Raw genomic sequence first — 24,354 nt, 5'->3', positions numbered from 1 at the left:
ACGGGTAATGCCGGGCGCCTGATTGTATTACTCGGAATTTACTCGATCAGCGCGGGAGTGCCGTCTGCGAGAAAGGCGCCAAAGCAGCGCGTGCATTCCAGGCAGAACAGGTGCGGCACCCGCACGCTCTTCTGTCGCAATACCAGCTGCAGATGGCCCTCGGCACAGACGGGACAGATTTCACGCATGGTGCCGCAGGTACGGATTTCATCCGCGAGATAGGTGTCGTCATGACGCACCCCATCGACCACGGTCTGCGGGTCGAGTTGAACGAGATACAAGTGGGCAGCGTCGAGCCGCTGTTCGGACGGCTGCGCATAGTGCGAGTCTCCTCGCGATTCTGCACGGTTGCTTGCACGATTCATTGTGAGCCTCCTGGCCCGCCAACGGGGGAAAGACGGGCCCAAACACCATAGCCGCATCGGCGGCCGCTTGCAAGCACATTCGTCCGCTCAAAAGTAGGTTGCAATTAGATCGCACGCTATCTATACTGGAGGCATGAAAACGCAGACCCCTCCGCCCTTCCCCCCGCACGTTCCGCAACTCGACGACCAGCTGTGCTTTGCGCTGTACTCCAGCTCGCTGGCAATGAACAAGCTGTACCGCAAGTTGCTGCGCAAGCTCGACCTCACGTATTCGCAGTACCTGGTGATGATGGTGCTGTGGGAACGGAACGAGCAGACCGTGAGCGAGCTCGGCGACAAGCTGTTCCTCGACTCGGCCACGCTGACGCCGCTGCTGAAGCGGATGGAGCAGGCCGAGCTGATCACGCGCACGCGCTGCGTGAACGACGAGCGCCAGGTCATCATCGCGCTGACGCCGAAGGGCGATGCGCTGCGCGAAGGGGCGAAGGAAATCCCCGCCTGCGTGCTGGCGGCCAGCCAGTGCAGCCTCGACCAGGTGAAGGATCTGAAGGCGCGCCTCGATTCACTGCGCTCCAGCCTCGCCGACGCGAGCTGAGCGGGCGTCGCGGCAATGCGACACGGCCGCGGCGTCTACCTGCCCCGGTCCTGAGCCCGGCCGGGACGCGGCCCTGGCTCGTCCGAGACCCTCCGGACAGCGGACGTCCGCTTCCCGGCCCGCCAGCGGCGCGGTTCCGCGGCAGCGCTGTCCGGTCCGGACGTCCGGCCTGGTCGTCCGGCTTCTTCCCGCATGGGTTTTGTTTCCGGTAATGTTTCAGGCTTGTTACAAACGCGCTGCCAGCATGAACTGACGAGCGCGCTTAGAATACCCCGGCTGTTTCCACAAAAACACGAAGGAGTACCGCCCGGCCAGACCCGGCACGGCGCGGCACCCTCACTGCCCTGGGGTATCAATGAAGCGCCTGCGTACCGTCACTACTGTCATTGCCGCCAGCCTCGTACTCGGCCTGGCTGCCTCCGCCACCGCCGCCGAGCCGCCTGCCGGCAAGTTCGACGACAAATTCCGCCAGCTCGACGAGCTGCTGCCCACCGCGACACCGTACCGCACCGCTTCCGGTGCGCCCGGCCACCAGTACTGGCAGCAGCGCGCCGACTACACGATCCGCGCCACGCTGGACGAGGCGAACCGCTCGATCTCGGGTACCGAACAGGTCACCTACCACAACAACTCGCCCGATACGCTCACCTACCTGTGGCTGCAGCTGGACCAGAATATCTACAAGTCCGATTCGGATGCGCGGCGGGTACAGACGGCACCATCGCGCGAAGCATGGATGAAGCCGCAGGGAGAGGAAGGCGGTGCCAAGTTCGAAGGCCTGCGCAACGTGCTGACGGGCCGCGAGTTCGACGGCGGCTTCAAGCTGTCGAACATCCGCACCGCCGGCGGCGCGCCGCTGAAATATGTGGTCAACGGCACCATGATGCGCATCGACCTGCCCTCGCCGCTGAAGCCGGGCGACAAGGTGAGCTTCGGCATCGACTGGTCGTACAAGATCAACGAGCAGAAGGTGCTCGGCGGCCGCTCCGGCTACGAATACTTCGAGGAAGACAAGAACGCGCTGTTCGAGATCGCCCAGTGGTTCCCGCGCATGGCCGCGTACTACGACGTGGCGGGCTGGCAGCACAAGCAGTTCCTCGGCTCCGGCGAATTCACGCTGGAATTCGGCGATTACGACGTGAAGATCACCGTGCCGGCCGACCACATCGTGGCCTCGACCGGCGAGCTGCAGAACCCGGGCGACGTGCTGACGGCGGCGCAGCGCGACCGCCTGGCGAAGGCGCGCACGGCAAGCAAGCCGGTGCTGATCGTCACGCAGGCGGAAGCGGAAGCGGCGGAAAAAAATGTCAGCAAGGCCACCAAGACCTGGCACTTCAAGGCGAAGAACGTGCGCGATTTCGCGTTTGCCTCGTCGCGCAAGTTCATCTGGGATGCGCAGGGCTATAAAAAGGACGGCACCAACGTGCTGGCCATGTCGTACTACCCGAAGGAAGGCAACCCGCTGTGGGAACGCTATTCCACGCCGTCGATCATCCACACGATCGAGCAGTACAACAAGTACAGCTTCGACTACCCGTACCCGATCGCCATTTCCGTGAACGGCCCGGTGGGCGGCATGGAATACCCGATGATCTCGTTCAACGGCCCGCGCCCGACGAAGGACAAGAAGACCGGCGAACTGACGTATTCCCAGCGCACCAAATATGGCCTGATCGCGGTGATCATCCATGAAGTGGGCCATAACTACTTCCCGATGATCGTCAATTCGGACGAGCGCCAGTGGACCTGGATGGATGAGGGCCTGAACTCGTTCGTCGAATACCTGGCCGTGCAGGCGTGGGAGAAGGACTTCCCGATCGGCCGCGGCGACCCGCGCGACATCACCGCCTACATGCGCTCGGCCAATCAGGTGCCGATCATGACGAACTCGGAATCGGTGCTCCAGTTCGGCAACAACGCCTACGCCAAGCCGGCCACCGCGCTGAACATCCTGCGCGAGACCATCCTCGGCCGCGAACTGTTCGACCATGCGTTCCGCGAATATGCGCGCCGCTGGAAGTTCAAACGCCCGACGCCGGCCGACTTCTTCCGCACCATGGAAGACGCGTCCGGCACGGACCTCGACTGGTTCTGGCGCGGCTGGTTCTACACCACCGATGCGGTCGACATCAGCCTGGACAACATCACCGAGTTCAACATCAGCACCAAGGACCCGGAAATCGAGAAGGCGTGGGCGCGCGCCCGCAAGGCCGAGGAACCCGTGTCGATCACCGACCAGCGCAACGAAGGCATGGAGCGCCGCATCGACCGCCACCCGGAGCTGAAGGACTTCTACAACGAGCATGACCAGTTCACCGTCACCAACGCCGACCGCAACAAGTATCGGGAAACGATGGAGGGGCTGGAGCCGTGGCAGAAGGACCTGCTGAAGCAGGGCAAATACATCTACCTGGTCGACTTCACCAACAAGGGCGGCCTGGTCATGCCGCTGATCCTCGAAGTCACGCTGAAGTCGGGCAAGAAGTACATCGAGCGCGTGCCGGCCGAAGTGTGGCGCTACTCGCCGAAGAAAGTGACCAAGCTGCTGGTGACGGATGAACCGATGACGTCGCTGTCGCAGGACCCGTACTGGGAAACCGCCGACATCGACACCAGCAACAATGCCTGGCCGCGCAAGGCCGCGCCTTCGCGCCTGGAACTGTTCAAGATGGAGCGCAAGCCGAACGACATGATGAAGGACTTCAATGCGCCGCTGAAGGGCGACGAGAAGGAAAAGGCCGAAGCGAAGCCTGACGGCTCCGCCACGCCGGTCAACGGCGCCGCGGCCAAGCAGCAGGCGGAAACGCAGCAGCTGCAGCCAGCGGTGCAGGTCCAGCCCCAGGGTCAGCCTCAGAGTCAGCCTCAGGGTCAGCCGCAGGATCAGCCGCAGGGCCAGCTGCCGGAGCCGCGGAAATAATGCTGCACTGGCTCAGGAAGGCCGCCCTCGCGGCGGCACTGCTCTGCGGCGCCGCCGCGGCCCATAACTACCACATGGGCCTGGCGGACATCGGCTACAACGCCGATACCGGCAACACGGAGATCGTGCACACCTACACCGCGCACGACGTGGAAGCCCTCCTGGCGAAACTGCACGGCCGCCAGTTCGACCTGGGCCTGGAAGAAGACCAGCAAGCCTTGCGGCGCTACCTGGACCGGCGCTTCGTGCTGACCGTGAACGGCCGGCGCGTGCCGCTGCAATGGGTGGGCATCAAGGCCAGCGCCGACACGATCACCGTGTACCAGCAACTCGAGAAAACCGCGCTGCCGGCGGGCGCGGTGCTGAGGAACGGCGTGCTGACGGACCTGCTGCCCACGCAGCTCAATACCGTCAACGTCGGCGGCAGCGCCGGACGCGCCGCCGCCACGCTGACGTTTACCGCGGCAAAGGAAGAGCAGCGGCTGCCTTGAATTATAAAACGGCACTTATGTCGATTTCCGGAACAGCTGTCCGTCTATATAGACGACTGGATACACAACTGGAGATTACCCGATGCTTACCATTCCTCGAATCATCCACCGGACCGCCCAACGCTACGTCGCCGTCCGCCTTCCCGTTTCCATCCCGTTTGACAATGAGATGGATCCAGCTTTCGATGAGCTTTTCTCGGCCTTCTCGCGTGCCGGCGCAGAGCCGAACGGAATGGAGTTCATCAAATACAATCTGATCGACATGCCCCGCCTCGAGATCGAGGTTGGCATGACCACCGACGCGGCCATACCAACATCAGGGCGGCTGATCGAGGGCGAACTGCCCGCCGGTCGCTATGTCAGCCTCACCTATACAGGATCCTATGCAGACCTGATGGATGTCACTGCAATGCTTGTCGGCTGGGCCAAGGAAAAGGGAGTGAAGTGGGACTGTCACGAAACTCCTGACGGAGAGAAATTCGCTTGCCGCCTCGAGGTTCTAGACAATAACCCCTCAATCGAGCCCGATCCGGCCAAGCTCAAGACTACGCTGCTGTTCAAGCTGGCCGACTGAAAGCCACCCAAATGTCGGGGCGACACCATTCAGCCTGGCCGTCCCGATGACACCATACCGCTGGCATTCCAGCACCCGAACCTGCGGATCGGTAACTTCTGAATTGCTCCCCTGACACATTTCCGATTGAAGTCGTACAATACGACAATATCTTTAATTCAATCGAAGGCCCGCCATGACGCCGGAGTTCACATCCCTCGATCACGTCACGCAAGCGCTGCGCACGCAGGGCTGGGCGCTGCTGGCGCCCGCCGACGTGGCGGCACTGTGCGGCACGCCGCTGGCGCAGCTCGACGCGCTGGCGCCGGCCTGGGATAGCCTGGCGCTGGACAATTACCTGAAGGACGGCGGCCGCTACCGGCGCCGCCGCCATTCCTGCTTCGTGCAGAACATGCAGCAGGAAGGGGAACTGGCGCAGACCGCGCATCGCGCGCACTGGCAAAGCGTGGAGTACAACGCGCTCCATGGCGGCATGCACCGGATGTTCGAACCCGTGCTGCCGGAAACGGTAGCGGCGCCAGGCTGGCAGGGTCTGCTGACAGCGCTGGGCCGGCTGTTCTCCAGCGTGCGCAGCGAGCCGGCATGGTACGTGGAAGCCCATCAGTTCCGCATCGACACGGCCGACGGCATCGGCCGGCCCACGCCGGAAGGCGCGCACCGCGACGGCGTCGACTACGTGGCCGTGATCCTCGTCGGCCGGCATGGCATCAAGGGGGGCGAGACCCGCATCTTCGAGGCGGATGGGCCGAACGGCAAGCGCTTCACGATGACCGAGCCGTGGACCATGCTGCTGCTCGACGATGCGACCGTGATCCATGAATCGACGCCGATCCAGCCGGTGGGCGCGCACGGCCACCGCGATACGCTGGTGATCACCTACCGCGCCGGCGGCTTCCAGGGCGAGAAAGAGGCTGCACTGCAGGACGAAAAATCCGCGGCCGGCCAGTAGTACCCCTACGCGCGGGCGCCGCGGCGTCCGCAATTCATTTATAGTCGAAAATGGTATAACCCGATGAAAGCTCAGGGCAGGCGCGTGGATTCCACCTACGAAATCGAACCAGATGAAATCGAGATCCTGATCGTCGAGGACAGCCCGACGCAGGCCGAGCGCCTGCGGCGCCTGATCCAGTCGGTCCGCTACAAGGCGCGGGTGGCCGCCAACGGCCGGCTGGCGCTGGAAGCGATCGCCGCGCGCAAGCCGCACCTGGTGCTGTCCGATATCGTGATGCCGGAGATGGATGGCTATGAACTGTGCCGCGCCATCAAGGCCGATCCGGCAATGCGCGACATCCCCGTCATCCTCGTCACCTCGCTGAACGACCCGAAGGACATCATCCGCGGCATCGAATGCGGGGCCGACAACTTCATCCGCAAGCCCTACGCCGAAGATTACCTGCTGAACCGCATCGGCCACATGCTGGTCAACCAGAAGCTGCGCAAGGACCAGAACATGGAGGTGGGCATTGCCCTCTACCTGGGCGAGCAGAAGCACTTCATCAATGCCGAGCGCCAGCAGATCCTCGACCTGCTGATTTCCACCTATGAGCAGGCAGTGCAGGTCAACAGCGAGCTGCAGGCGCGCGAGCGGCAGGTGATCGAGCTGAACATGCGCCTGGCCCACCATGCCGGCCAGCTGGAAACGATCAACCGCGAGATCGCGCTGAAGAACGTCGAACTGGGCGAGGCGAGCCGGATGAAATCGGCGTTCATCGCCAATATGTCGCATGAGCTGCGCACGCCGCTGAACGCCATCATCGGCTTTACCGGCGCACTGCTGATGAAGCTGCCGGGCCCGTTGACGGACGAGCAGGAGAAACAGCTGAACACCATTCGCGGCTCGGCGCGCCACCTGCTCTCGCTGATCAACGACATCCTCGACGTGGCGAAGATCGAGGCCGGCAAGGTCACGCTGGCCATCGAGCGGGTGCAATGCCAGGACCTGGTGCGCGAAGTGGCGGAAACGCTGCGCCCGCTTGCCGCGCAGAAGGGGCTGGAACTCGACGTCGTGCTGGACGAACAGCCGATCACGCTCGACACCGACCGCCGCGCGCTGGCGCAAATCCTGATCAACCTGGCCAACAATGCGATCAAGTTCACCGAGAAGGGTGCCGTGCGCGTGACGCTGGCGCGCCGCACGCTCGACGATGGCGCCGCAGCCACCGAATTTTCCGTCGCCGATACCGGCGCCGGCATCCGCGAGGAAGACCAGGCCAAGCTGTTCCAGGCATTCTCGCAACTCGACTCCACATCCACCCGCCATGCCGAGGGCGCCGGCCTCGGCCTCTACCTGTGCCAGAACCTTGCCAACGTTCTCGGCGGGACATTGTTCTTCCACAGCGAATTCGGCCACGGCAGCACGTTCACGCTGCAGCTGAAACGCGGCAGCTGACCTTTCGATAGTCGCGTATGTTTTACGCAACCGCAAAATATTTTTGCGGAGAGCACTGTCGCGCCTGTCTCGGGCCCAAGCTTTTTACTCAGCTGAAGATCGCTTGGCCAATGTCGAAAAGCGCTGGGCGATATTCGCCATGACGCTCCAAAGCCAAATTTTGTTGCAGTGCACATTACCGGTGGAAACGCTTCCGTTGTAGAGCTGGCGCGCGCACGGTAGTTTTACGGTATTGCAGCGCAACATAAACCGCGATATAGTTAAACCGTCTCCTCCAAGCGTTCTCCGAACAATTGGACCTCGCCCGCAGCCTCTGGCTCGCGGGCATTTTTTTGCCCGCGAATTTGCTTAAAAGACAATTACAACAGGCGTTCGTTCGCTACCGCCGTGCGTCGGCCCGGGGAAAGCCCATTTCCAGGTGCCTGCGCCTCCAGACCTTAAACAAACGACTTACTTATATCAAACGTTTTAAATCTATGCTTTAATCGGGGCATGTCAGAAAAAACAACCCGAAAGACCCGGTCCGATGGGGAACAGTCGCGCGAGCGCCTGCAGCAGGCAGCGATGCGCCTGTTCGCCACGCAGGGATTCAATGCCACCTCGACGCGCGAGATCGCGCTGGCCGCCGGCGCCAACGTCGCGGCGATCGCCTATTACTTCGGCGACAAGGCGGGCCTGTACCGCGCGGCGCTGACGGACTTCATGCCGCCGCCGGAAAAGAACATCGCCCAGTTCGACCAGCCCGGTTTCACGCTGCGCCAGGTTCTGCACGGCTATTACACGCAGATGCTCGCGCCGCTGATGGAGGACGACGTGGCCCAGTTGCGGCTGCGCATGTGGCTGCGCGAGGTGCTGGAACCCACCGGCATCTGGCAAAACGAGATCGACAACGGCATCCGCCCTGAATTCGAGGCCATGGCCGCCGTGCTGGCGCGCCACCTGGGCGTGCCGGTGGACGACGAAGTACGCCGGCTGGTCCACGCCGTGGCCGCGCTGGGCGCGCACCTGATGATCTCGCAGGACATCGTGGCCGCCGTCACGCCGCAACTGATGGCCGGGCCGGGGGCGCTGCAGGAATGGCTGCCGCGGCTGGTCGATTACGCCGAGGCGATCGTCACCGCCGAACAGGAAAAGAGAAGGAAAGGAGCAGCATGAAGGCAGCACCGATGATGAAGTTGACGATGGCACTGGCGGTCGCGCTGGCGCTGGGCGGCTGCGCGCTGTCCGGCCCGCCGGCAGCGGTGGACCCGGCAGGGCCGGCGCAATGGCACGCACCGCTGCCGCACGGCGGCACGGTCGACGGCCTGTCCGGCTGGTGGCGTAGCCAGGGCGACCCGCTGCTGGCGGACCTGGTGGCGGCGGCGCAGGCCGCGAGCCCCACCGTGGCCGCGGCGCGCAGCCGCCTGGCCCAGGCCCGCGAAGGGCGCGTAGCCGCCGGCGCGGCGCTGGCCCCCGCGGTCGACGCGGCGCTGACCTCCACCCGCGCCAGCCAGCAGAGCGCCGACCTGCCCAGCAATACCACCTCGCAGGGCTACCTGCAGGCATCGTGGGAGCTCGACATCTTCGGCGCCAACCGCGCGGCGCGCGATGCGGCGCAGGCCCGCTACGAAGGCGCGCAGGCGGGCTGGCACGATGCCCGCGTTTCCGTGGCAGCCGATACCGCGAACACCTATTACCAGTTCCGCGCGTGTGAAAAACTGCTGGACGTGGCGCGGCAGGATGCCGCTTCGCGCGCCGATACCGCGCGGCTGACGGAGCTGACCGCGCAGGCGGGCTTCGAGGCACCGGCCAGCCTGGCGCTGGCCCGCGCCAGCGCGGCGGATGGCGCCAACCGCGAAATCGCCCAGCGTGCCCAGTGCGAGGTGGACGTGAAGACGCTGGTCGCGCTGACCGCCATTGCCGAGCCGGAGCTGCGCAGCCGGCTCGCAGCCGGCACGGCCGAACTGTCGCCGGCCCGCGGCATCGCCATCGACACGTTGCCGGCACAGACGCTGGCCCAGCGGCCGGACGTGTTCAACGCCGAGCGCGAAGTCGCCGCCGCCAGCTTCGAGGTGGCCGGCGCGCGTGCCCAGCGCTACCCGCGGCTGAGCATTGCCGGTTCGATCGGCCGCGGCCAGATCCACGCCGCCGGAGAAAGCGTGACGGCGAACACGTGGACCGTCGGCCCGGTGCAGATGACGCTGCCCATCTTCGATGCCGGCCGGCGCCGCGCCTCGGTCGAGGCGGCGCAGGAGCGCTACGAAGCGGCCGTGACGACCTACCGCGGCAGCGTGCGGCAAGCCGTCAGCGAAGTCGAGCAGGCACTCGTCAACCTGCAGGGGACCGACCAGCGCACCGTGCAGGCGCAGGCCGCGCTGGAAGGTTACCGGGCCTCGTTCGCGGCCGCCGAGGACCTGTACCGGAACGGCATGGGCAGCCTGCTGCAGCTGGAGGATTCGCGCCGCACGCGCCTCGCCGCCGAAAACGCAATGATCGCCGTGCAGCGCGAACGCAGCGCCGCCTGGATCGCGCTGTACCGTGCCGCCGGCGGCGGCTGGAACCGCGATAACCCGAACACCTCCGTGATTTCCACCGCGAGCAATCCATGAACAAAACGATGAAAAATCCAAAGACAACGTCGAGCAAACAACCGGGTAAACAAGCGGGCAAAAAGCCGCTCGCGCTGGTCCTGCTGGCCGCGATTGCCGTGGGTACCGCCGGCGTCGCGCTGTACAGCCCCTCCTCCACCGCGGCGGATGAAAAGAAACCGGCGGCCACGCCCGCGCTGACCGTGTCCACCACGCGGCCGCAATCGGCCACCCTGCCGCTGCGCCTCACCGCGAACGGCAACGTGGCGGCATGGCAGGAAGCCTCGCTGGGCAGCGAATCGAACGGCCTGCGGCTGACGGAAGTACGCGTCAACGTGGGCGACGTCGTCAAGAAGGGCCAGGTGCTGGCCGTGTTCTCGGCCGACACCGTGAATGCCGACGTGGCGCAGGCGAAGGCCGCGCTGGCCGAGGCACAGGCCAATGCCGCCGAGGCGCAGGCCAATGCGAAGCGGGCGCGCGCGGTGCAGGCCTCGGGCGCGCTGTCCGAACAGCAGGTGTCGCAATACCTGACGGCCGAGCAGACCGCCAATGCGCGCATCGAATCGGCCCGCGCGGCCCTGGCCTCGCAGCAGCTGCGGCTGAAATACACGCAGGTGGTCGCGCCCGACAGCGGCGTGATCTCGGCGCGCAGCGCCACGGTGGGCTCGGTGGTGGGCACCGGCACGGAACTGTTCCGCATGATCCGCCAGGGCCGCCTCGAATGGCGCGCCGAGGTGACGGCAGCGGAGCTGAAGAACATCCGCGTCGGTTCCACCGCCACCGTGAAGGCGGCCAACGGCAGCGAACTGCAAGGCAAGGTCCGCATGATCGCGCCGACCATCGACCCGCAGACCCGCTCGGCGCTGGTGTACGTCGACCTGCCGCCGGATACGCGCAGCAATGCGCCGTTCAAGGCCGGCATGTTCGCCAGCGGCCATTTCGAACTGGGTAGCTCGAACGCGCTGACCCTGCCGCAGCCGGCCGTGGTGGTGCGCGACGGCTTCCCGTATGTCTTCCGCCTGAACGCCGATTCGCGCGTCAGCCAGCTGAAGGTGCAGACCGGGCGGCGCATGGGCGAACGGATCGAGATCCTGTCCGGCGTGAAGGCCGACATGCCGGTGGTGCTGAGCGGCGCCGGCTTCCTGAACGACGGCGACCTGGTCCGGGTGGCCAATGCAGGCCAGGCAACGGCGGCGGCGCGGGCAACGTCGGCGGCGGCAAAGTGAAGCGAAGTAAAGTTAAGGACATGCGATGAATTTTTCCGCCCTGTCGATCCGGAATCCGATTCCGGCGATCATGCTCTTCGTGCTGCTCACGCTGGCCGGCCTGATGGCCTACAAGGCCAACCCGGTGCAGGATTTTCCCGACATCGAACTGCCGATCGTGACCGTCAGCGCTTCGCTGCCGGGCGCCGCGCCGGCCCAGCTGGAAACCGAGGTCGCGCGCAAGATCGAGGACTCCGTCGCCACGCTGCAAGGCGTGAAGAACATCTACACCAAGGTGCTCGACGGCGTGGCCACGATCACTGTCGAGTTCATCCTCGAGAAGAACATCTCGGACGGCGTCAACGAAGTGCGCGACGCGGTCTCGCAGGTGCGCGCCGACATGCCGGCCGAACTGCGCGAACCCGTCGTCAGCAAGGTGTCCACCGCCGGCCGGGTGATCACGACGTACGTCGCCGTCAACAAACCCGGCACCACGCCGGTCGACGATGCCGACCTGTCGTGGTTCGTCGACAACACGGTCGCGAAGCGGCTGCTGACGGTCCCGGGTGTCGGTTCCGTCAACCGCGTGGGCGGCGTGGACCGCGAGATCCGGGTCGAGCTGGACGATGCCCGGATGGCCGCATTGCGTGTCTCGGCGCTCGATGTGTCGCGCCAATTGCGGCTGGTACAGCGCGAAGCGCCGGGCGGCCGCGGCGACGTGTCCGGCGCCGAGCAGTCGGTGCGCACCATCGGCACCGTGCAGTCGGCCCAGGAACTGGCGCGCATGGACATTCCGCTGGGCGATGGCCGCCATATCCGCCTGGACCAGATAGCCAAGGTGACCGACACGATCGCCGAACCGCGCGCTATCGCCACGCAGGATGGCAAGCCGGTGGTGGCCTTCGAGGTATTCCGCACCAAGGGCGCCAGCGAAACCGCGGTGGCCGACGGCGTGCGCGAAGCCGTCGAACAATTGCGCAAGGATCATCCGAACCTGGAACTGAAGCAGGTCATCGACAATGCCGCGCCGGTCGAGGAAAACTTCGAAGGCTCGATGGAACTGCTGTACGAAGGCGCGATCCTGGCCGTGATCGTGGTGTTCTGGTTCCTGCGCGACTGGCGTGCCACGCTGGTGGCATCGGCGGCGCTGCCCTTGTCCGTGCTGCCCGCCTTCCTCGGCATCTACTGGTTCGGCTATACGCTGAACACGGTGACGCTGCTGTCGCTGGCGCTCGTGGTCGGGGTGCTGGTCGACGATGCGATCGTTGAGATCGAGAACATCGAGCGCCACCTGCAGATGGGCAAGACGCCGATGCAGGCGGCGCTGGAAGCGGCCGACGAGATCGGCATGGCGGTGATCGCCACCACGTTCGCGCTGGTGGCGGTGTTCCTGCCGACCGCGTTCATGGGCGGCATCCCCGGCAAGTTCTTCAAGCAGTTCGGCTGGACCGCCGTGCTGGCGGTGCTGGCATCGCTGGTGGTGGCACGGCTGCTGACGCCGATGATGGCGGCCTACCTCCTCAAGCCGCACAAGCCCAAGCACCCGGGTCACGTGGAGGAAGACGGTCCGATCATGTCGCGCTACATGCGCACCATGAAGTGGTGCCTGAAGCACCGCCTGTTCACCGCGCTGGCCTCGGCGATCTTCTTCGCCTGTTCGATCATGCTGGTGGGCCTGCTGCCGACCGGCTTCGTGCCGCCTGCCGACCGCGCGCAGACGCAGGTCAACGCCGAACTGCCACCCGGCTCCACGCTGGCGCAGACGCGCGAGGTGGCCGAGCAGGCGCGCCAGGCGGCGATGCGGGTGCCCGGCGTGACGGGCGTATTCAGTTCCGTCGGCGGCGGCTCATCCGGCGACGCGTTCGCGCCCGGCGCCGCGGCCGAGGCACGCCGCGCCGTGCTGACGATCACCACGGTGCACCGCACCGACCGCGATGAAACGATGCCGGAGATTGATTCGCTGCTGCGCCGCCAGCTGGCTGGCATCGCCGGCGCGCGCTTCACCGTCGGCCCGCCGGATACCGGCGTGAAGATGCAGCTGGTGCTGCAATCGGAAGACCCGGATGCGCTGATCGCCGCCGCGCGCCGCGCCGAACGCGAGCTGCGCACCCTGTCCGGCATCGGCAACGTCACGTCGTCGGCCTCGCTGGTGCGGCCGGAGATCATCGTGCGGCCCGACTTCGCCCGCGCCGCCGACCTGGGCGTGACGGCCGCGTCGATCGGCGAAACGGTGCGCGTGGCCACCGCCGGCGACTACGACTTCGACCTGACGAAGATGAACCTGCCCGAGCGGCAGGTGCCGATCCGGGTCAAGCTGCCGGACACCGTGCGCGCCGACCTCGACGCCATCGGCCGCCTGACCGTGCCGGGCCGGAACGGCCCCGTGCTGCTGGCCAATGTGGCGACGATCACGATGGAATCGGGCCCGGCCCAGATCGACCGCCTGAACCGCAGCCGCAACGTGACGCTGGACGTGGAACTGGGCAGCCGTTCACTGGGCGAGCTGAACGCCGAGGCGCGCCAGCTGCCGGCGCTGGCCAACCTGCCGCCGAACGTACGCATCGCCGAACTGGGCGACGCGCAGGAAATGGCCTCGCTGTTCGCCAGCTTCGGCATCGCGATGGCGATCGGCGTGCTGTGCATCTACGGCGTGCTGGTACTGCTGTTCAAGGACTTCATGCAGCCGATGACAATCCTGGCCGCCCTGCCCCTGTCGATCGGCGGCGCCATCGTGCTGCTGCTCATCACCGGCAATGCGCTGTCGATGCCGTCGATGATCGGCCTGATCATGCTGATGGGGATCGTGACGAAGAACTCGATCCTGCTGGTCGACTACGCGATCCTTGCGCGCGATGCCGGCATGTCGCGCACCGAGGCGCTGGTCGATGCCTGCCACAAGCGCAGCCGCCCGATCCTGATGACGACGATCGCGATGGGCGCCGGCATGATGCCGCTGGCGCTGGGCCTGGGCGCCGACCCGAGTTTCCGCGCGCCGATGGCGATCACGGTGATCGGCGGGCTGATCACGTCTACCCTGCTGAGCCTGCTGGTAGTACCGGCCGTGTTTACGTACGTGGACGACCTCGAGCACTGGATCGCCCGCATGGTGCGCAAGCTGCGCCACAAGGACCACGCGCACGGCCAGCCGCCGCATGGCGAAGCGGCCAACCTGCCGCAGGCAGCCGAGCCCGGCAAGGCCGGCGGTCACTGAGCCAAAAACCGGGGACGTACCCCTGTTTAGAGGAAATTTCTTCTAAACAGGGGTACGTCCCCAGTTTTGCTTTGGGCTTATTTTTTGCCGAATTCTTCAGAGGCGATGTCGGCCAGGTCGGTCAGCGCCTGCAGTTCGGCGCCGCGCAGCTTGCGCGGTTCGCGGTCGATCACGCACAGCGTGCCGAGCGCCTGGCCGGCGCGGTCGCGCAGCGGCACTCCCGCATAGAAGCGGATCTTCGGATCGCCCTGCACCAGCGGGTTGTCGCGAAAGCGGGGATCGGCCGCCGCGTCTTCCACGACAAATGATTCACCCGCCAGGATGGCATGCGAACAGAATGCCCATTCGCGCGGCGTTTCCTGGGCCTCCAGCCCCACGCGCGCCTTGAACCACTGCCGGGTGGATGTGAGCAGCGACATTAGCGCGATCGGCGATCCCGTCACCTGCGCGGCCAGCCGCACGATGCGGTCGAAGCGCGCCTCGGGCGGCGTGTCGATCAGGCCGGAAGCCGACAGCGCGACGAGGCGCGTCGCCTCATCTCTCCCGACCGGATAGCCGGGTGCCGCAAGCGGTGCGAACTCGGCCCGCGACACCGGCGACAGTGCCGCTTCGATCGCCTGGCCGACGGTGGCGGAAGCCTCGCCGGGCGGTGCCGCCATCAGGCCCTGGATGGCTGAAAGACGGGTGCGGCGGTGTCCACCGGGCGTCTTCCAGGAAGCGATGGCGCCGCTTTCCATCCACATCTGGACGGTGCTGGTGGCCACGCCGAGCAGGCGGGCGGCGGCGGTGGTGGTCAGGATCGGATCGTCGTCGTTGCGCATAATTTCTACCTTTAGGGCAACAGTATACGGTGTTCGGACAAATTTGACGAATTTGACGAAGTTTTACAACAATCCGTCAAATTCAACAATTTATATTGATCTTCGGAAACATAAACGGCATCATTGCGCTCGAATTCATCAAATCAACCGAGCCGCCAATCGCCATGACCGCCTTCCGCCACGCCAGCATTGCCACAAAGCTCTACGCATCCTTTGCCCTTGTGATGTTATTCACTGCCATCCTCGCGCTGTTCTCGATCTCGCGCGTCAACCAGATCGATGCGGCGCTCGACAATGCCACCGACCTGCGGCGCCTGCAGTTCGATCCGCTGGTGGAGGCGCGCGAAGCCCTGGCGCAGACCGGCATGGCGGCGCGCAACGCCTACATCTTCCAGGACAGTGCCGCGGCCATGCGCGAACTCGACATTCTCGACCGCCAGAAGGCGCTGTACCTGGCGGAACTGGACAAGCTCGAACCGCTGCTGCGCGACAACCCGCAGTTCATCAAGGTGCGCGACGAAATGCTGCAGATGGCGCGCGAACTGGAGCGTCCGCGCAAGTACCGTTCGGCCGGCGAGATGGAGCAGTACGGCATCTTCCTGGTGGAAGAATGCAGCCCGCTGCGCCGCACCATCGTGGCCGACATCGACGTGCTGATGAACCAGCTGAAGCACAACAGCCGCGTGGCGACCGATGCCGCAGCGGAAAAGGCCGAGACGGCCGGCTGGTGGATCGGTGCGATGGCCCTGGTCAGCGCGCTGCTGTGCGTGCTGATCGGCACTGCCATCGTGCGCGGCCTGCTGCGCCAGCTGGGCGGCGAGCCCGGCTACGCCGCCGGCGTGGCGCGCGCTATCGCCCGCGGCGAGCTGCATCGCCCGGTGGACACCGGCCGCGCCCACGAGCGAAGCCTGCTGTACGCGATGGGCACGATGCGCGACGGCCTGGCCGGCATCGTGACGGACGTGCGCAGCGGCACCGTGGCGATTGCCGCGGCGTCGGCCGAGATCGCCGAAGGCAATGCCGATCTGTCGGACCGCACCGAAGCGCAGGCCGAGGCCCTGGCGCAGGTGACGGCGTCGATGCGCCAGCTGGTCGGCTCGGTACGCACCAATGCCGGCTACGCGGAAGAAGCCAGCAACTTGTCGCGGCAGGCGTCGGACGTGTCGCGCCAGGGTGGCGAAGCGGTCGACAGCATCGTCGCCACGATGAACCTGATCGGCGCGTCGTCGAAGAAGATCGTCGACATCATCGCCGTCATCGACGGCATCGCGTTCCAGACCAATATCCTGGCGCTGAATGCGGCCGTGGAAGCCGCGCGCGCCGGCGAGCAGGGACGCGGCTTCGCCGTCGTCGCCACCGAGGTGCGCAACCTGGCCCATCGCTCCGCGGCCGCGGCCAAGGAAGTGAAGCAGCTGATCGAGGATTCGGTAGCCAAGGTCGATACCGGTACCGCGCTCGTCGGCGCGGCGGGCGGCACGATGAAGGAAGTGGTCGACGGCATCGCCCGCGTGTCGGCGATCATGCAGGACATTTCGCAGGTAACCCGCACCCAGGGGGCCGACATCGAATCGGTTGGCGAGGCAATCGGACGGCTGGACGATATGACGCTGCGAAACGCCTCGCTGGTGGAAGAAGCGGCCGCCGCGGCGCAGGCACTGCGCCTGCAGGCGGACCAGCTGGCCGGCGTCGTCGATACCTTCCAGCTGGAGCCGGCGCAGGCTGGCGCGCGGGAACGGCCGCTGCTCAGCGCAGGAAAGCGGCCGCTGGTCAGCGCGTGACGCGGCCAGGCGCGCGCTCCTGCCACTCCCTCCGCAGCAGGCCGTAGAGCGCCGAATCGCAGATCTCGCCGCCGACGATCCACCGCTCGCGCAGCAGGCCTTCGCGCTGGAAGCCGAGGCGCTCCAGCGCGCCGGTGGACGCGGTGTTGCGCGGATCGATGTCGGCCTCCAGCCGGTGCAGGTCCATCTCGACGAAGGCATATTCCAGCAGCGCGGCCAACGCCTCGTTCATGTAACCCATGCCCCAGTGCGCGCGGTTCAGCGCGTAGCCCACTTCGCCGCGGCGGTTCTGCCAGTGCAGCGCATGCAGCGTGCAGTTGCCGACCTGGCGGCCGGTCTCGTCGAGGATCATCGCGAAGCGGAAATACTCGCGCGCCGCGAATGCGGCGGCATCCTTCGCGATCTGCTGTGCCGGGCGTTCCGGGTCGGCCCATGCCGGCTCGCTGAAGTAGCGCATGACTTCGGGATCGCCGTGGATGGCCTGCAGGTCGGCTTCGTCGCCGGGACGCGGCGGGCGCAGCGTCAGGCGGGCGGTGGTCAAGGTCTTGTAGTAGTCCATCCAGCGATCTTACCCGATGGCCCGCCGGTCATCGCGAAGGCGAAGGCTCCGTCCACCCTCCCCCCATGGCCCGGTACAGGTCGACCGACGCAGCCAGCAGCCGCGCGCGCAGCTGCAGCCGCGCCACGTCGGCCGTATACAGGTTGCGCTGCGCGTCCAGTTCCTCCAGGTAGGCCGCATAACCGTTGGCATAGCGGTTGTGCGCGATGCGCAGCGTTTCGGCGGCGGTGGCCCGGCGCGCGTCGTTCTGCACCACCTGCTCGCGCAGCCGCGTGATCGCATCGAGGCCGTTTTCCGTTTCAGCGAACGCCTGCCGCACCGCATTTTCGTAGGCGATGATTGCCTGGTTGCGCTGCGCGGCGGCGGAGTCGGTGGCGGCCTGCACCCGGCCGCCGTCGAACAGCGGCGCTACCAGTGCGCCGGACAGGCGCCACAGCCGCGTGGGCCCGTGCAGCAGGTCGGACAGTTCGGTGGACTGGATGCCGCCGGCGGCCGTCAGGCGGAAGGTGGGCAGCAACTGGTCGCGCGTGGCGGCCAGTTGCGCGCTGGCGGCGGCGATGGCCTGCTCGGCGCGCGCGATGTCCGGGCGGCGGCGCAGCAGGTCGGACGGCAGGCCGCCCGGCACCGGCGGCGGCGCCAGCTCGGCCAGCGACTTGCCGCGTGCGATCGGGCCGGGCGTGTCGCCCGCCAGCAGCGCCAGCGCATTTTCCTGTTCGAAGATCTGCCGCTGCAATTGCGGAATCTGTTCGGCCGCCGTGTCGTATTCGGCCTGCGCCTGCAGCCATTCGAGGCGCGAGCTGTAGCCCACCTCGAACTGGCGCCGCGCCAGGTCGCGCGAACGTTCGCGCAGTTGCAGCGTGGCCTGCGCCAGTTCCAGCTGCGCATCGAGCCCGCGCAGGTTCAGGTAGCCGGTCGCCACGTTGGCCGCGATCGACAGCGCTACCGCATCGAGATTGGCCTGCTCGCCGCGCAGCGTGGCCGCGGCGGCATCGGTGGCATTGGCCAGGCGGCCCCACACGTCGATCTCGTAGGCGGCCTGGAATTCGGCCTGGAACGCATTGGCCACGTAGGGCCGTCCCGTGGCGGGCGACAGTGTCCGCGCCCGCGCGGGCGACGTGTCGAACGACAGCGTGGGCTGCTGCGCGGCAGCGGCGGCGCGCACGCGGGCACGGTAATCCTCGATGCGCTCGCGCGCCACGCGCAGGTCGCCGTTGTTCGCCAGCGCCCCGCTGACCAGCGCCGTCAGCGCGGGATCGCCGAAGCCCTGCCACCACTGCGCGTCCACCGGCAAAGCCGATGCCCCTTCCGGCAGCGGCGCGCGCCACTGCGCCGGCACCTGCAGCCGCGACGCCGGCGGGTCGGCCACTTTCGCGGCGCAGCCCGCCAGTACTGCGGCGGCAATCACCAGCACGGCACGCCTCATTGCCGGGCCTCCGCATCGTTCAGCACCGCCGACGTATCGATGCCGACGATGACGGACATGCCGGGCCGCAGCCGGTCCGCCAGCTTCTGGCCGGGATCGATGCGGATGCGCACCGGAATGCGCTGGGCGATCTTCACGTAGTTGCCGGTGGCGTTATCGGCCGGCAGCACGGAAAACTCGGAGCCGGTGGCGGGAGAAATGCGCTCGACCTGGCCGGTCAGCGTGGCGCCATCGAGCGCATCGACCTTGAACGTGGCGCTCTGGCCGACGCGCACGCCGTTCATCTGGGTTTCCTTCAGGTTGGCGATCACCCACATCTGCCGAGGCACGAGCCCCATCAGCTGCGCGCCCGAGTTGACGAAGGCGCCGCGCCGCACGCCCACCTGGCCCAGCTGGCCGTCGGCCGGCGCGACGATGCGGGTATTGTCCAGGTCCACCTTGGCCGCCTTCAGCGCCGCCGCCGCATTGGCCACCGCCGCCTCCAGCGCGGCGCGATTGACGGTGACGGACTGCGACTGCTGCCGCGAGATCTCGACATTGGCCTGCGCCTGCGCGACGGCCGCCTGGGCCTGGGCATGCGCGGCGCGCTGCGCATCCCGTTCGCGCTGCGACAGCGAGCCATCCTGCACCAGTTCCTCGACCCTCGCCAGGTCGGCCGTGGCGCGGGTTGCCTGGGCCCGCGCATTCACCAGCGCCGCTTCCTGCAGCGCGATGGTGGCGGCGGCGCTGCGGCGCGACTGGCCCCAGTTTTCCAGCGCGGCCTTCTGCGCCGCCAGCTGCGCCTCGGCCTGCTCGTAGCGCTGCTCGTAGACGCGCCTGTCGATTTCCACCAGCAGGTCGCCCGCCTTCACGTGCTGGAAATCCTGGACGTGCACCTGCGTGACATAGCCGGACAGCTGGGTACCGATCACCGTCACCTGGCCGCGCACCAGGGCGTTCTCGGTCGAGACGATCGGGCTGGTGAACGGCGGCAGCCGCCATGCATACAGCACGACCAGCACGCCGACAAGCGCGATCAGCGCAAAGCCGGCGATGGCGAGCCACTGGTGCGGACGGTCCGGCTGTCCCGGTGCCGGCGCCGCTGCCGCGGGAGGGGCGGCTGGAGCGGTGGCGGGAGCAGTTGCGGGAGCAGTTGCAGGAGCCGGCGCAGGCGCGGAAGCTGGTGGCGGAGTGGTGTCGTTGGCGCTCATTTCGATCCGGAGTTGTCGAGGGAGACCCTGGCCAGGCCTGTCTGGGCGTTCTGCGCCGGCGTGGCGGGACGGCAGGCGGTGCACAGTTGCCAGAGATAGTGCGCCATCATCCACGCCAGCGTGGCGATGGCGACGATACTGATCAGCAGGAATACGTCGTTGTAGGCGAGGATATTGGCTTCGCGCGTGGCCGCCGCGCCGAGCGACGCCACGCCCTGCGCACTGCGCAGGGCCGGATCGCCCAGGGTGCCGGCCAGCGCGGCGCCGCTGCCCTGCACGCGGCTGGCCACCAGCGGGTCGATCAGGGTCAGGTGCTCGACCAGCTGGCTGGAATGGTATTTTTCGCGCAGTACCTGGACCGTGCCCACCAGCGCGGAACCCAGCAGGCCGCCCAGGTTCTGCGTCATCGAGAACATCAGCGAAAAGCTGATCAGGTTACTCGGCTGGGCAATGATCGCGCCGAAGCCGGAGACGAACACCGGGCCGATGAAGAATACGCCGGCAAACGCCAGCAAGGCCTGGCTGACATACATCTGCGCGGGCCGCGTCAGGTTCGTCGCATGCGAATCCATGTACGCGCCGACCGCCATCAGCACCAGGGCGAACATCAGCGAGGTCTGGATGCGGCTGGGCGAAATCGTCAGCGCGCTGGCCGCCATGCCGGCGATGCTGGCCACCAGCGTGACCATCCACAGCTCGCGCATCTGGTCGTTCTGCAGCCCCAGTGCCTGCAGGAAGCCGACGGTGCCGGTGGCCTCCGACTGCACGATGCGGATCAGCAGCACCGACAGGGCCAGGCGCAGCATGTTCGACGTCGTCAGCCAGCGGATATTGAGCAGCGGCCTGGCGCGATTGTGCTCGATCGCCACCGCCGCCGTCACCAGCACGATCGAGCCGGCCAGGCACCAGCCCAGCCAGGGCGCCTCGAACCACCACACGGTGCGGCCCAGGCCCAGCACGGCGCACAGCAGCGCAACGCCCGGCGCAAACAGCGCAAAGGTGAGGAAATCGAGCTTCTCGAATGCCCGGATGCGGTCGCCGGGCGGCAGTTTCAGCAGCAGCACGCAGCCCAGCGACAGCAGGCACATGCCCAGCTCGAAGAAATACAGGCCGCGCCATTCGGCGATCTCCAGCAGGTCGGTGGAGAAGATCCGCGCGATCGGCAGCGCCAGCTGCGAGAAGCCGATGCCCAGCACCACGCCTTTCATCCGGTGCTGCGCCGGGAAACCCTGCAGCGTGTAATACAGGCCCAGCGTCGTGAGCGCAGCCCCCGACATGCCGCTGGCTGCCCGCACCAGGATCGCCGAGCCGAGGCCGTGCACGAACAGGTGGGCCAGCGTGGCCAGCGCGTACAGCACCAGGAACAGCTCGGTGAACAGCCGCAGGCCGAACTGCTGGCGGAATTTCACCAGCAGCAGGTTCATCGACACGCTGGCCATCACGTACACCGCAGGCAGCCACTGGATCTCGGCCGAGTAGACGCCCAGCGAGCCTTGCGCATAGACGAGGTTGACGGTGACGAGCGCGTTGCCCAGGCCGCCGGTCAGCGCGACGATGAAGCCGACCAGCAGGTAGGCCAGGCGCCTGCGCGTCGAATGCAGCGGCGACGACGGCGATCCCGGCAGCATCGGCCGTTCGTGGGGCTTCCAGGTTTGAGGGGCGTAAACGTCCATGCAGTCGTGCTGAGGGGGCAAGATGACATGATAAAGCCCGGCTGCCGCGCGTGGCGCATGCAACCGGGCCGGTCACCACCTATGGCAGGGCTGGCGCCCTGCCGGGGCGGCGGGCGAGACTATATTGCCCTCATACCGCCGGGGGATCGCTCTCGCGCGCCCACACGCGGTGCTGCGCCAGCGCTTCCTTGAACGCGGCCAGCGCGGCGGCGGCATCGACCGGCTGGGCGCCGATGATGCCGGGGTCGGGCGAGCCGTCGCGCAGCGTGGCCGGGATGCCGGCCTTGGCCAGCAATTGGGCGCCGGCGTCCACCACCATGATCGGCTTGCAGTGGCGATATTGCAGCCGCACGAATTCCAGCGCGTTGGCATCGGCCGCCAGCGTTTGGGCGGACTGCTCGCCGGCCGGTACCACCACCGCGTCGTAGATCACCGCGGGGCCGGCCTCCAGCGTGATTTCCACATCCAGCGTGGCGCCGTCGGCGCCGGTGACCTGGCCCAGCCGCGACGAGACCACGCGCGGCACCGCGCCGTCGGCCAGCAGCGCTTCGTAGACCGTGCGCACGCCGGCCACGTCCACGCCATCGGCCACCAGGATCGCGACGCGGCGCGTGTGGATGCCCACCTGCCCGGGCCGCGCCAGCAGCGACAGGCCGGGCGAGGTGCGGTACACAGGCAGCGGCCGCGTGGTGGCCATCGGCTGTGGATCAGGCACCGGCATGCCGAGGCCGGAGGCCACCGCGTTGACCAGCGACGCATCGACGTTGGCCAGCATCGACAGCGTGCGCTGGCGGATCGCCGGCACCGTCACGCGCGTCAGCTCGAAGCGGAAGCCGCCGATGATGTGGGCGCGCTCGACCGGCGTCTGGCTCTGCCAGAACAGGCGGGCCTGCGAATAGTGGTCGGCGAACAGTTCGGGCTTGCCGCGCACCTTGTCTTCCACGAAGGTTTGCTGCGGGAAGCTCGTGAAGCCCATGCGGCCGCCCTGGAACGGGCAGCCGCCGCCCAGCGAATTGGGCTCGTAGGACACGCGGCCGCGGTTGATGGTCTGGCGGTGCATGCCGTCGCGCTGGTTGTTGTGCACCTGCGCGACCGGCGCATTGATCGGGATTTCATGGAAGTTCGGCCCGCCCAGGCGCGACAGTTGCGTGTCCACATAGGAGTGGATGCGGCCGTGCAGCAGCGGATCGTTGGTGAAGTCGATGCCGGGAATCACGTGCGCGGTGCAGAACGCCACCTGCTCGGTCTCGGCAAAGAAATTGTCCGGATTCCGGTTCAGCACCAGCTTGCCCACCGGCTTCACGGGCACCAGTTCTTCCGGCACGAGCTTGGTGGCGTCCAGCACGTCGAACTCGAAGCTGTCGGCCTGTTCCTCGGTAAAGATCTGCAGGCCCAGTTCCCATTCGGGGAATTCGCCGGCTTCGATGGCTTCCCACAGGTCGCGGCGATGGAAGTCGGGATCGGCGCCGCTGATCTTCACGGCTTCATCCCACACCAGCGAATGGGTGCCCTGCACAGGCGTCCAGTGGAACTTGACGAACACGGATTCGCCGGCCGCGTTCACCAGGCGGAAGGTGTGCACGCCGAAGCCCTGCATCATGCGGTAGCTGCGTGGAATGGCGCGGTCGGACATCGCCCACATCAGCATGTGCGTCGATTCCGGCATCAGCGACACGAAATCCCAGAACGTGTCGTGCGCGCTGGCCGCCTGCGGCATCGCGTTGTGCGGCTCGGGTTTCAATGCATGCACCAGGTCGGGGAACTTCATCGCGTCCTGGATGAAGAACACGGGGATGTTGTTGCCCACCAGGTCCCAGTTGCCCTCGTCCGTATAGAACTTGACGGCAAAGCCGCGCACGTCGCGCGCCGTGTCGGTGGAGCCGCGTTCGCCGGCCACGGTGGAGAAGCGCACGAATACCGGCGTTTTCTTGCCGGCCCGCGCGAACGGCGCGGCGCGCGTGACGGCCGACAGGTCCTCGTAGCTTTCGAAATAGCCGTGCGCCGCCGAGCCGCGCGCATGCACGATGCGTTCGGGAATGCGCTCATGGTCGAAGTGCGTGATCTTTTCACGCAGGATGAAGTCTTCCATCAGCGTGGGGCCGCGCAGGCCCGCCTTCAGCGAATCCTGGTTGTTCGCCACCGGAACGCCCTGGTTCGTGGTCAGCACCTGCTGGCTCGAATCGGCGCGCACGCGGTCGAGCGGCGAGTTGGTGTTGTTGACGCCGATCGGCGGCTGGCCGCTGCCGGTCTTCGGCGAGGCGATGTTTTCCGCTGCGCTGCTGGCGGTAACGATGTCGCTCGATGGCTTGGCCGTCTGCCCCTGCTGCGGCGTGCGCGCGGCATCGCCGTATTCGCCCGGCTTGTTGGCGTTGTGCGCGGTCTGCGCGGCCAGGTCCATGCCGCCGGCCTGCTTTTCCAGCAGCACGTCGCCTTGCGGATTGTTGTTGCCCAGCGATTGCGGCGGCGCCGCGGTGGAAGGTCCGGAAACGGTAGAAAGAATGGAACCTGCTCCGTCGACGCCGGAGGACTGCCTGGTAGGTTTGGTGGTCATGGGGGTCCTGGTAGATTACGGTAAGCGACACCCGAAAGCCGCGAG

General features: G+C 66.7%; 18 protein-coding genes. 11 read left to right on the top strand and 7 right to left on the bottom strand.

The genetic code is table 11. The annotated features are described in order from the left end of the window. Positions 1–38: 38 nt before the first annotated feature. Entirely contained in the window at positions 39–365 is a 327-nt protein-coding gene (locus tag ACY34H_RS17650; RefSeq protein ID WP_464978774.1) for a hypothetical protein, read from the bottom strand. Between the two features lie 133 nt (positions 366–498). On the opposite strand from ACY34H_RS17650, the gene ACY34H_RS17645 reads away from it, so the two are divergent. The 10 genes from ACY34H_RS17645 (at position 499) to ACY34H_RS17600 (ending at position 14,314) form a co-directional block, all read left to right on the top strand. After that, a complete protein-coding gene (locus tag ACY34H_RS17645; RefSeq protein ID WP_464978773.1) occupies positions 499–960 on the top strand; it encodes a MarR family winged helix-turn-helix transcriptional regulator in 462 nt (153 codons plus the stop codon). A gap of 355 nt (positions 961–1,315) precedes the next feature. Beyond that, complete coding sequence (locus tag ACY34H_RS17640) at positions 1,316–3,877, top strand: M1 family metallopeptidase (protein WP_464978772.1); 2,562 nt, start codon at positions 1,316–1,318, stop codon at positions 3,875–3,877. After that, on the top strand, positions 3,877–4,368 hold the full coding sequence (locus ACY34H_RS17635; RefSeq protein ID WP_464978771.1) for a DUF6702 family protein: 492 nt from the start codon (positions 3,877–3,879) through the stop codon (positions 4,366–4,368). The genes ACY34H_RS17640 and ACY34H_RS17635 overlap by 1 nt, the downstream gene beginning before the upstream one ends. Before the next feature lie 82 nt (positions 4,369–4,450). Beyond that, the gene (locus tag ACY34H_RS17630; RefSeq protein WP_464978770.1) at positions 4,451–4,942 is read left to right on the top strand and encodes a GyrI-like domain-containing protein; all 492 of its coding nucleotides are present in this window, start codon (positions 4,451–4,453) and stop codon (positions 4,940–4,942) included. 175 nt (positions 4,943–5,117) lie between these two features. Beyond that, positions 5,118–5,891, top strand: coding sequence for a 2OG-Fe dioxygenase family protein (locus ACY34H_RS17625; RefSeq protein ID WP_464978769.1), 774 nt, complete (start codon positions 5,118–5,120; stop codon positions 5,889–5,891). 84 nt (positions 5,892–5,975) lie between these two features. Continuing rightward, positions 5,976–7,331, top strand: coding sequence for a hybrid sensor histidine kinase/response regulator (locus tag ACY34H_RS17620; RefSeq protein WP_464978768.1), 1,356 nt, complete (start codon positions 5,976–5,978; stop codon positions 7,329–7,331). A 492-nt stretch (positions 7,332–7,823) separates the two neighbouring features. Next, positions 7,824–8,486 (top strand): CerR family C-terminal domain-containing protein, encoded by a 663-nt coding sequence (locus ACY34H_RS17615; RefSeq protein WP_464978767.1) that lies wholly within the window; start codon positions 7,824–7,826, stop codon positions 8,484–8,486. Then, a complete protein-coding gene (locus ACY34H_RS17610) occupies positions 8,483–9,919 on the top strand; it encodes an efflux transporter outer membrane subunit (RefSeq protein WP_464978766.1) in 1,437 nt (478 codons plus the stop codon). Before ACY34H_RS17615 ends, ACY34H_RS17610 begins: the two co-directional genes overlap by 4 nt. Positions 9,920–9,927: 8 nt before the next feature. After that, positions 9,928–11,124, top strand: coding sequence for an efflux RND transporter periplasmic adaptor subunit (locus ACY34H_RS17605; RefSeq protein ID WP_464978765.1), 1,197 nt, complete (start codon positions 9,928–9,930; stop codon positions 11,122–11,124). A gap of 25 nt (positions 11,125–11,149) precedes the next feature. Then, positions 11,150–14,314: an efflux RND transporter permease subunit gene (locus ACY34H_RS17600; protein WP_464978764.1), complete on the top strand. Its 3,165-nt coding sequence runs from the start codon at positions 11,150–11,152 to the stop codon at positions 14,312–14,314. A 77-nt stretch (positions 14,315–14,391) separates the two neighbouring features. Here ACY34H_RS17600 and ACY34H_RS17595 read toward each other — a convergent pair whose 3' ends face one another. After that, the gene (locus ACY34H_RS17595; RefSeq protein ID WP_464978763.1) at positions 14,392–15,135 is read right to left on the bottom strand and encodes a GAF domain-containing protein; all 744 of its coding nucleotides are present in this window, start codon (positions 15,133–15,135) and stop codon (positions 14,392–14,394) included. Between the two features lie 224 nt (positions 15,136–15,359). On the opposite strand from ACY34H_RS17595, the gene ACY34H_RS17590 reads away from it, so the two are divergent. Further along, complete coding sequence (locus tag ACY34H_RS17590) at positions 15,360–16,913, top strand: methyl-accepting chemotaxis protein (RefSeq protein ID WP_464978762.1); 1,554 nt, start codon at positions 15,360–15,362, stop codon at positions 16,911–16,913. On the opposite strand, the gene ACY34H_RS17585 is transcribed toward ACY34H_RS17590, so the two are convergent. The 5 genes from ACY34H_RS17585 to ACY34H_RS17565 all read right to left on the bottom strand — a co-directional run bounded on the left by ACY34H_RS17585 (position 16,903) and on the right by ACY34H_RS17565 (position 24,309). Then, a complete protein-coding gene (locus tag ACY34H_RS17585) occupies positions 16,903–17,472 on the bottom strand; it encodes a GNAT family N-acetyltransferase (protein WP_464978761.1) in 570 nt (189 codons plus the stop codon). The genes ACY34H_RS17590 and ACY34H_RS17585 overlap by 11 nt on opposite strands. A 28-nt stretch (positions 17,473–17,500) precedes the next feature. Next, positions 17,501–18,895, bottom strand: coding sequence for an efflux transporter outer membrane subunit (locus tag ACY34H_RS17580; protein WP_464978760.1), 1,395 nt, complete (start codon positions 18,893–18,895; stop codon positions 17,501–17,503). After that, positions 18,892–20,085 (bottom strand): HlyD family secretion protein, encoded by a 1,194-nt coding sequence (locus tag ACY34H_RS17575; protein WP_464978759.1) that lies wholly within the window; start codon positions 20,083–20,085, stop codon positions 18,892–18,894. The genes ACY34H_RS17580 and ACY34H_RS17575 overlap by 4 nt, the downstream gene beginning before the upstream one ends. Then, positions 20,082–21,758, bottom strand: coding sequence for an MFS transporter (locus ACY34H_RS17570; RefSeq protein ID WP_464978758.1), 1,677 nt, complete (start codon positions 21,756–21,758; stop codon positions 20,082–20,084). The genes ACY34H_RS17575 and ACY34H_RS17570 overlap by 4 nt, the downstream gene beginning before the upstream one ends. 130 nt (positions 21,759–21,888) lie before the next feature. Next, the gene (locus ACY34H_RS17565; protein WP_464978757.1) at positions 21,889–24,309 is read right to left on the bottom strand and encodes a catalase; all 2,421 of its coding nucleotides are present in this window, start codon (positions 24,307–24,309) and stop codon (positions 21,889–21,891) included. Positions 24,310–24,354 lie beyond the last annotated feature (45 nt).

Source organism: Pseudoduganella sp. jia 9, from assembly GCF_055502615.1.
Note: the sequence above shows the minus strand (reverse complement) of the source record. Positions and strands in the feature narration are given on the sequence as shown.

Excerpts from the sequence above, each read along its gene's own strand:
- ACY34H_RS17630 (WP_464978770.1), top strand. The coding sequence starts at position 4,451 with ATGCTTACCATTCCTCGAATCATCCACCGGACCGCCCAACGCTACGTC.
- ACY34H_RS17580 (WP_464978760.1), bottom strand. The coding sequence starts at position 18,895 with ATGAGGCGTGCCGTGCTGGTGATTGCCGCCGCAGTACTGGCGGGCTGC.
- ACY34H_RS17610 (WP_464978766.1), top strand. The coding sequence starts at position 8,483 with ATGAAGGCAGCACCGATGATGAAGTTGACGATGGCACTGGCGGTCGCG.
- ACY34H_RS17635 (WP_464978771.1), top strand. The coding sequence starts at position 3,877 with ATGCTGCACTGGCTCAGGAAGGCCGCCCTCGCGGCGGCACTGCTCTGC.
- ACY34H_RS17650 (WP_464978774.1), bottom strand. The coding sequence starts at position 365 with ATGAATCGTGCAAGCAACCGTGCAGAATCGCGAGGAGACTCGCACTAT.
- ACY34H_RS17590 (WP_464978762.1), top strand. The coding sequence starts at position 15,360 with ATGTTATTCACTGCCATCCTCGCGCTGTTCTCGATCTCGCGCGTCAAC.
- ACY34H_RS17595 (WP_464978763.1), bottom strand. The coding sequence starts at position 15,135 with ATGCGCAACGACGACGATCCGATCCTGACCACCACCGCCGCCGCCCGC.
- ACY34H_RS17575 (WP_464978759.1), bottom strand. The coding sequence starts at position 20,085 with ATGAGCGCCAACGACACCACTCCGCCACCAGCTTCCGCGCCTGCGCCG.
- ACY34H_RS17640 (WP_464978772.1), top strand. The coding sequence starts at position 1,316 with ATGAAGCGCCTGCGTACCGTCACTACTGTCATTGCCGCCAGCCTCGTA.
- ACY34H_RS17565 (WP_464978757.1), bottom strand. The coding sequence starts at position 24,309 with ATGACCACCAAACCTACCAGGCAGTCCTCCGGCGTCGACGGAGCAGGT.
- ACY34H_RS17600 (WP_464978764.1), top strand. The coding sequence starts at position 11,150 with ATGAATTTTTCCGCCCTGTCGATCCGGAATCCGATTCCGGCGATCATG.
- ACY34H_RS17570 (WP_464978758.1), bottom strand. The coding sequence starts at position 21,758 with ATGGACGTTTACGCCCCTCAAACCTGGAAGCCCCACGAACGGCCGATG.
- ACY34H_RS17645 (WP_464978773.1), top strand. The coding sequence starts at position 499 with ATGAAAACGCAGACCCCTCCGCCCTTCCCCCCGCACGTTCCGCAACTC.
- ACY34H_RS17585 (WP_464978761.1), bottom strand. The coding sequence starts at position 17,472 with ATGGACTACTACAAGACCTTGACCACCGCCCGCCTGACGCTGCGCCCG.
- ACY34H_RS17615 (WP_464978767.1), top strand. The coding sequence starts at position 7,824 with ATGTCAGAAAAAACAACCCGAAAGACCCGGTCCGATGGGGAACAGTCG.
- ACY34H_RS17625 (WP_464978769.1), top strand. The coding sequence starts at position 5,118 with ATGACGCCGGAGTTCACATCCCTCGATCACGTCACGCAAGCGCTGCGC.
- ACY34H_RS17605 (WP_464978765.1), top strand. The coding sequence starts at position 9,928 with ATGAAAAATCCAAAGACAACGTCGAGCAAACAACCGGGTAAACAAGCG.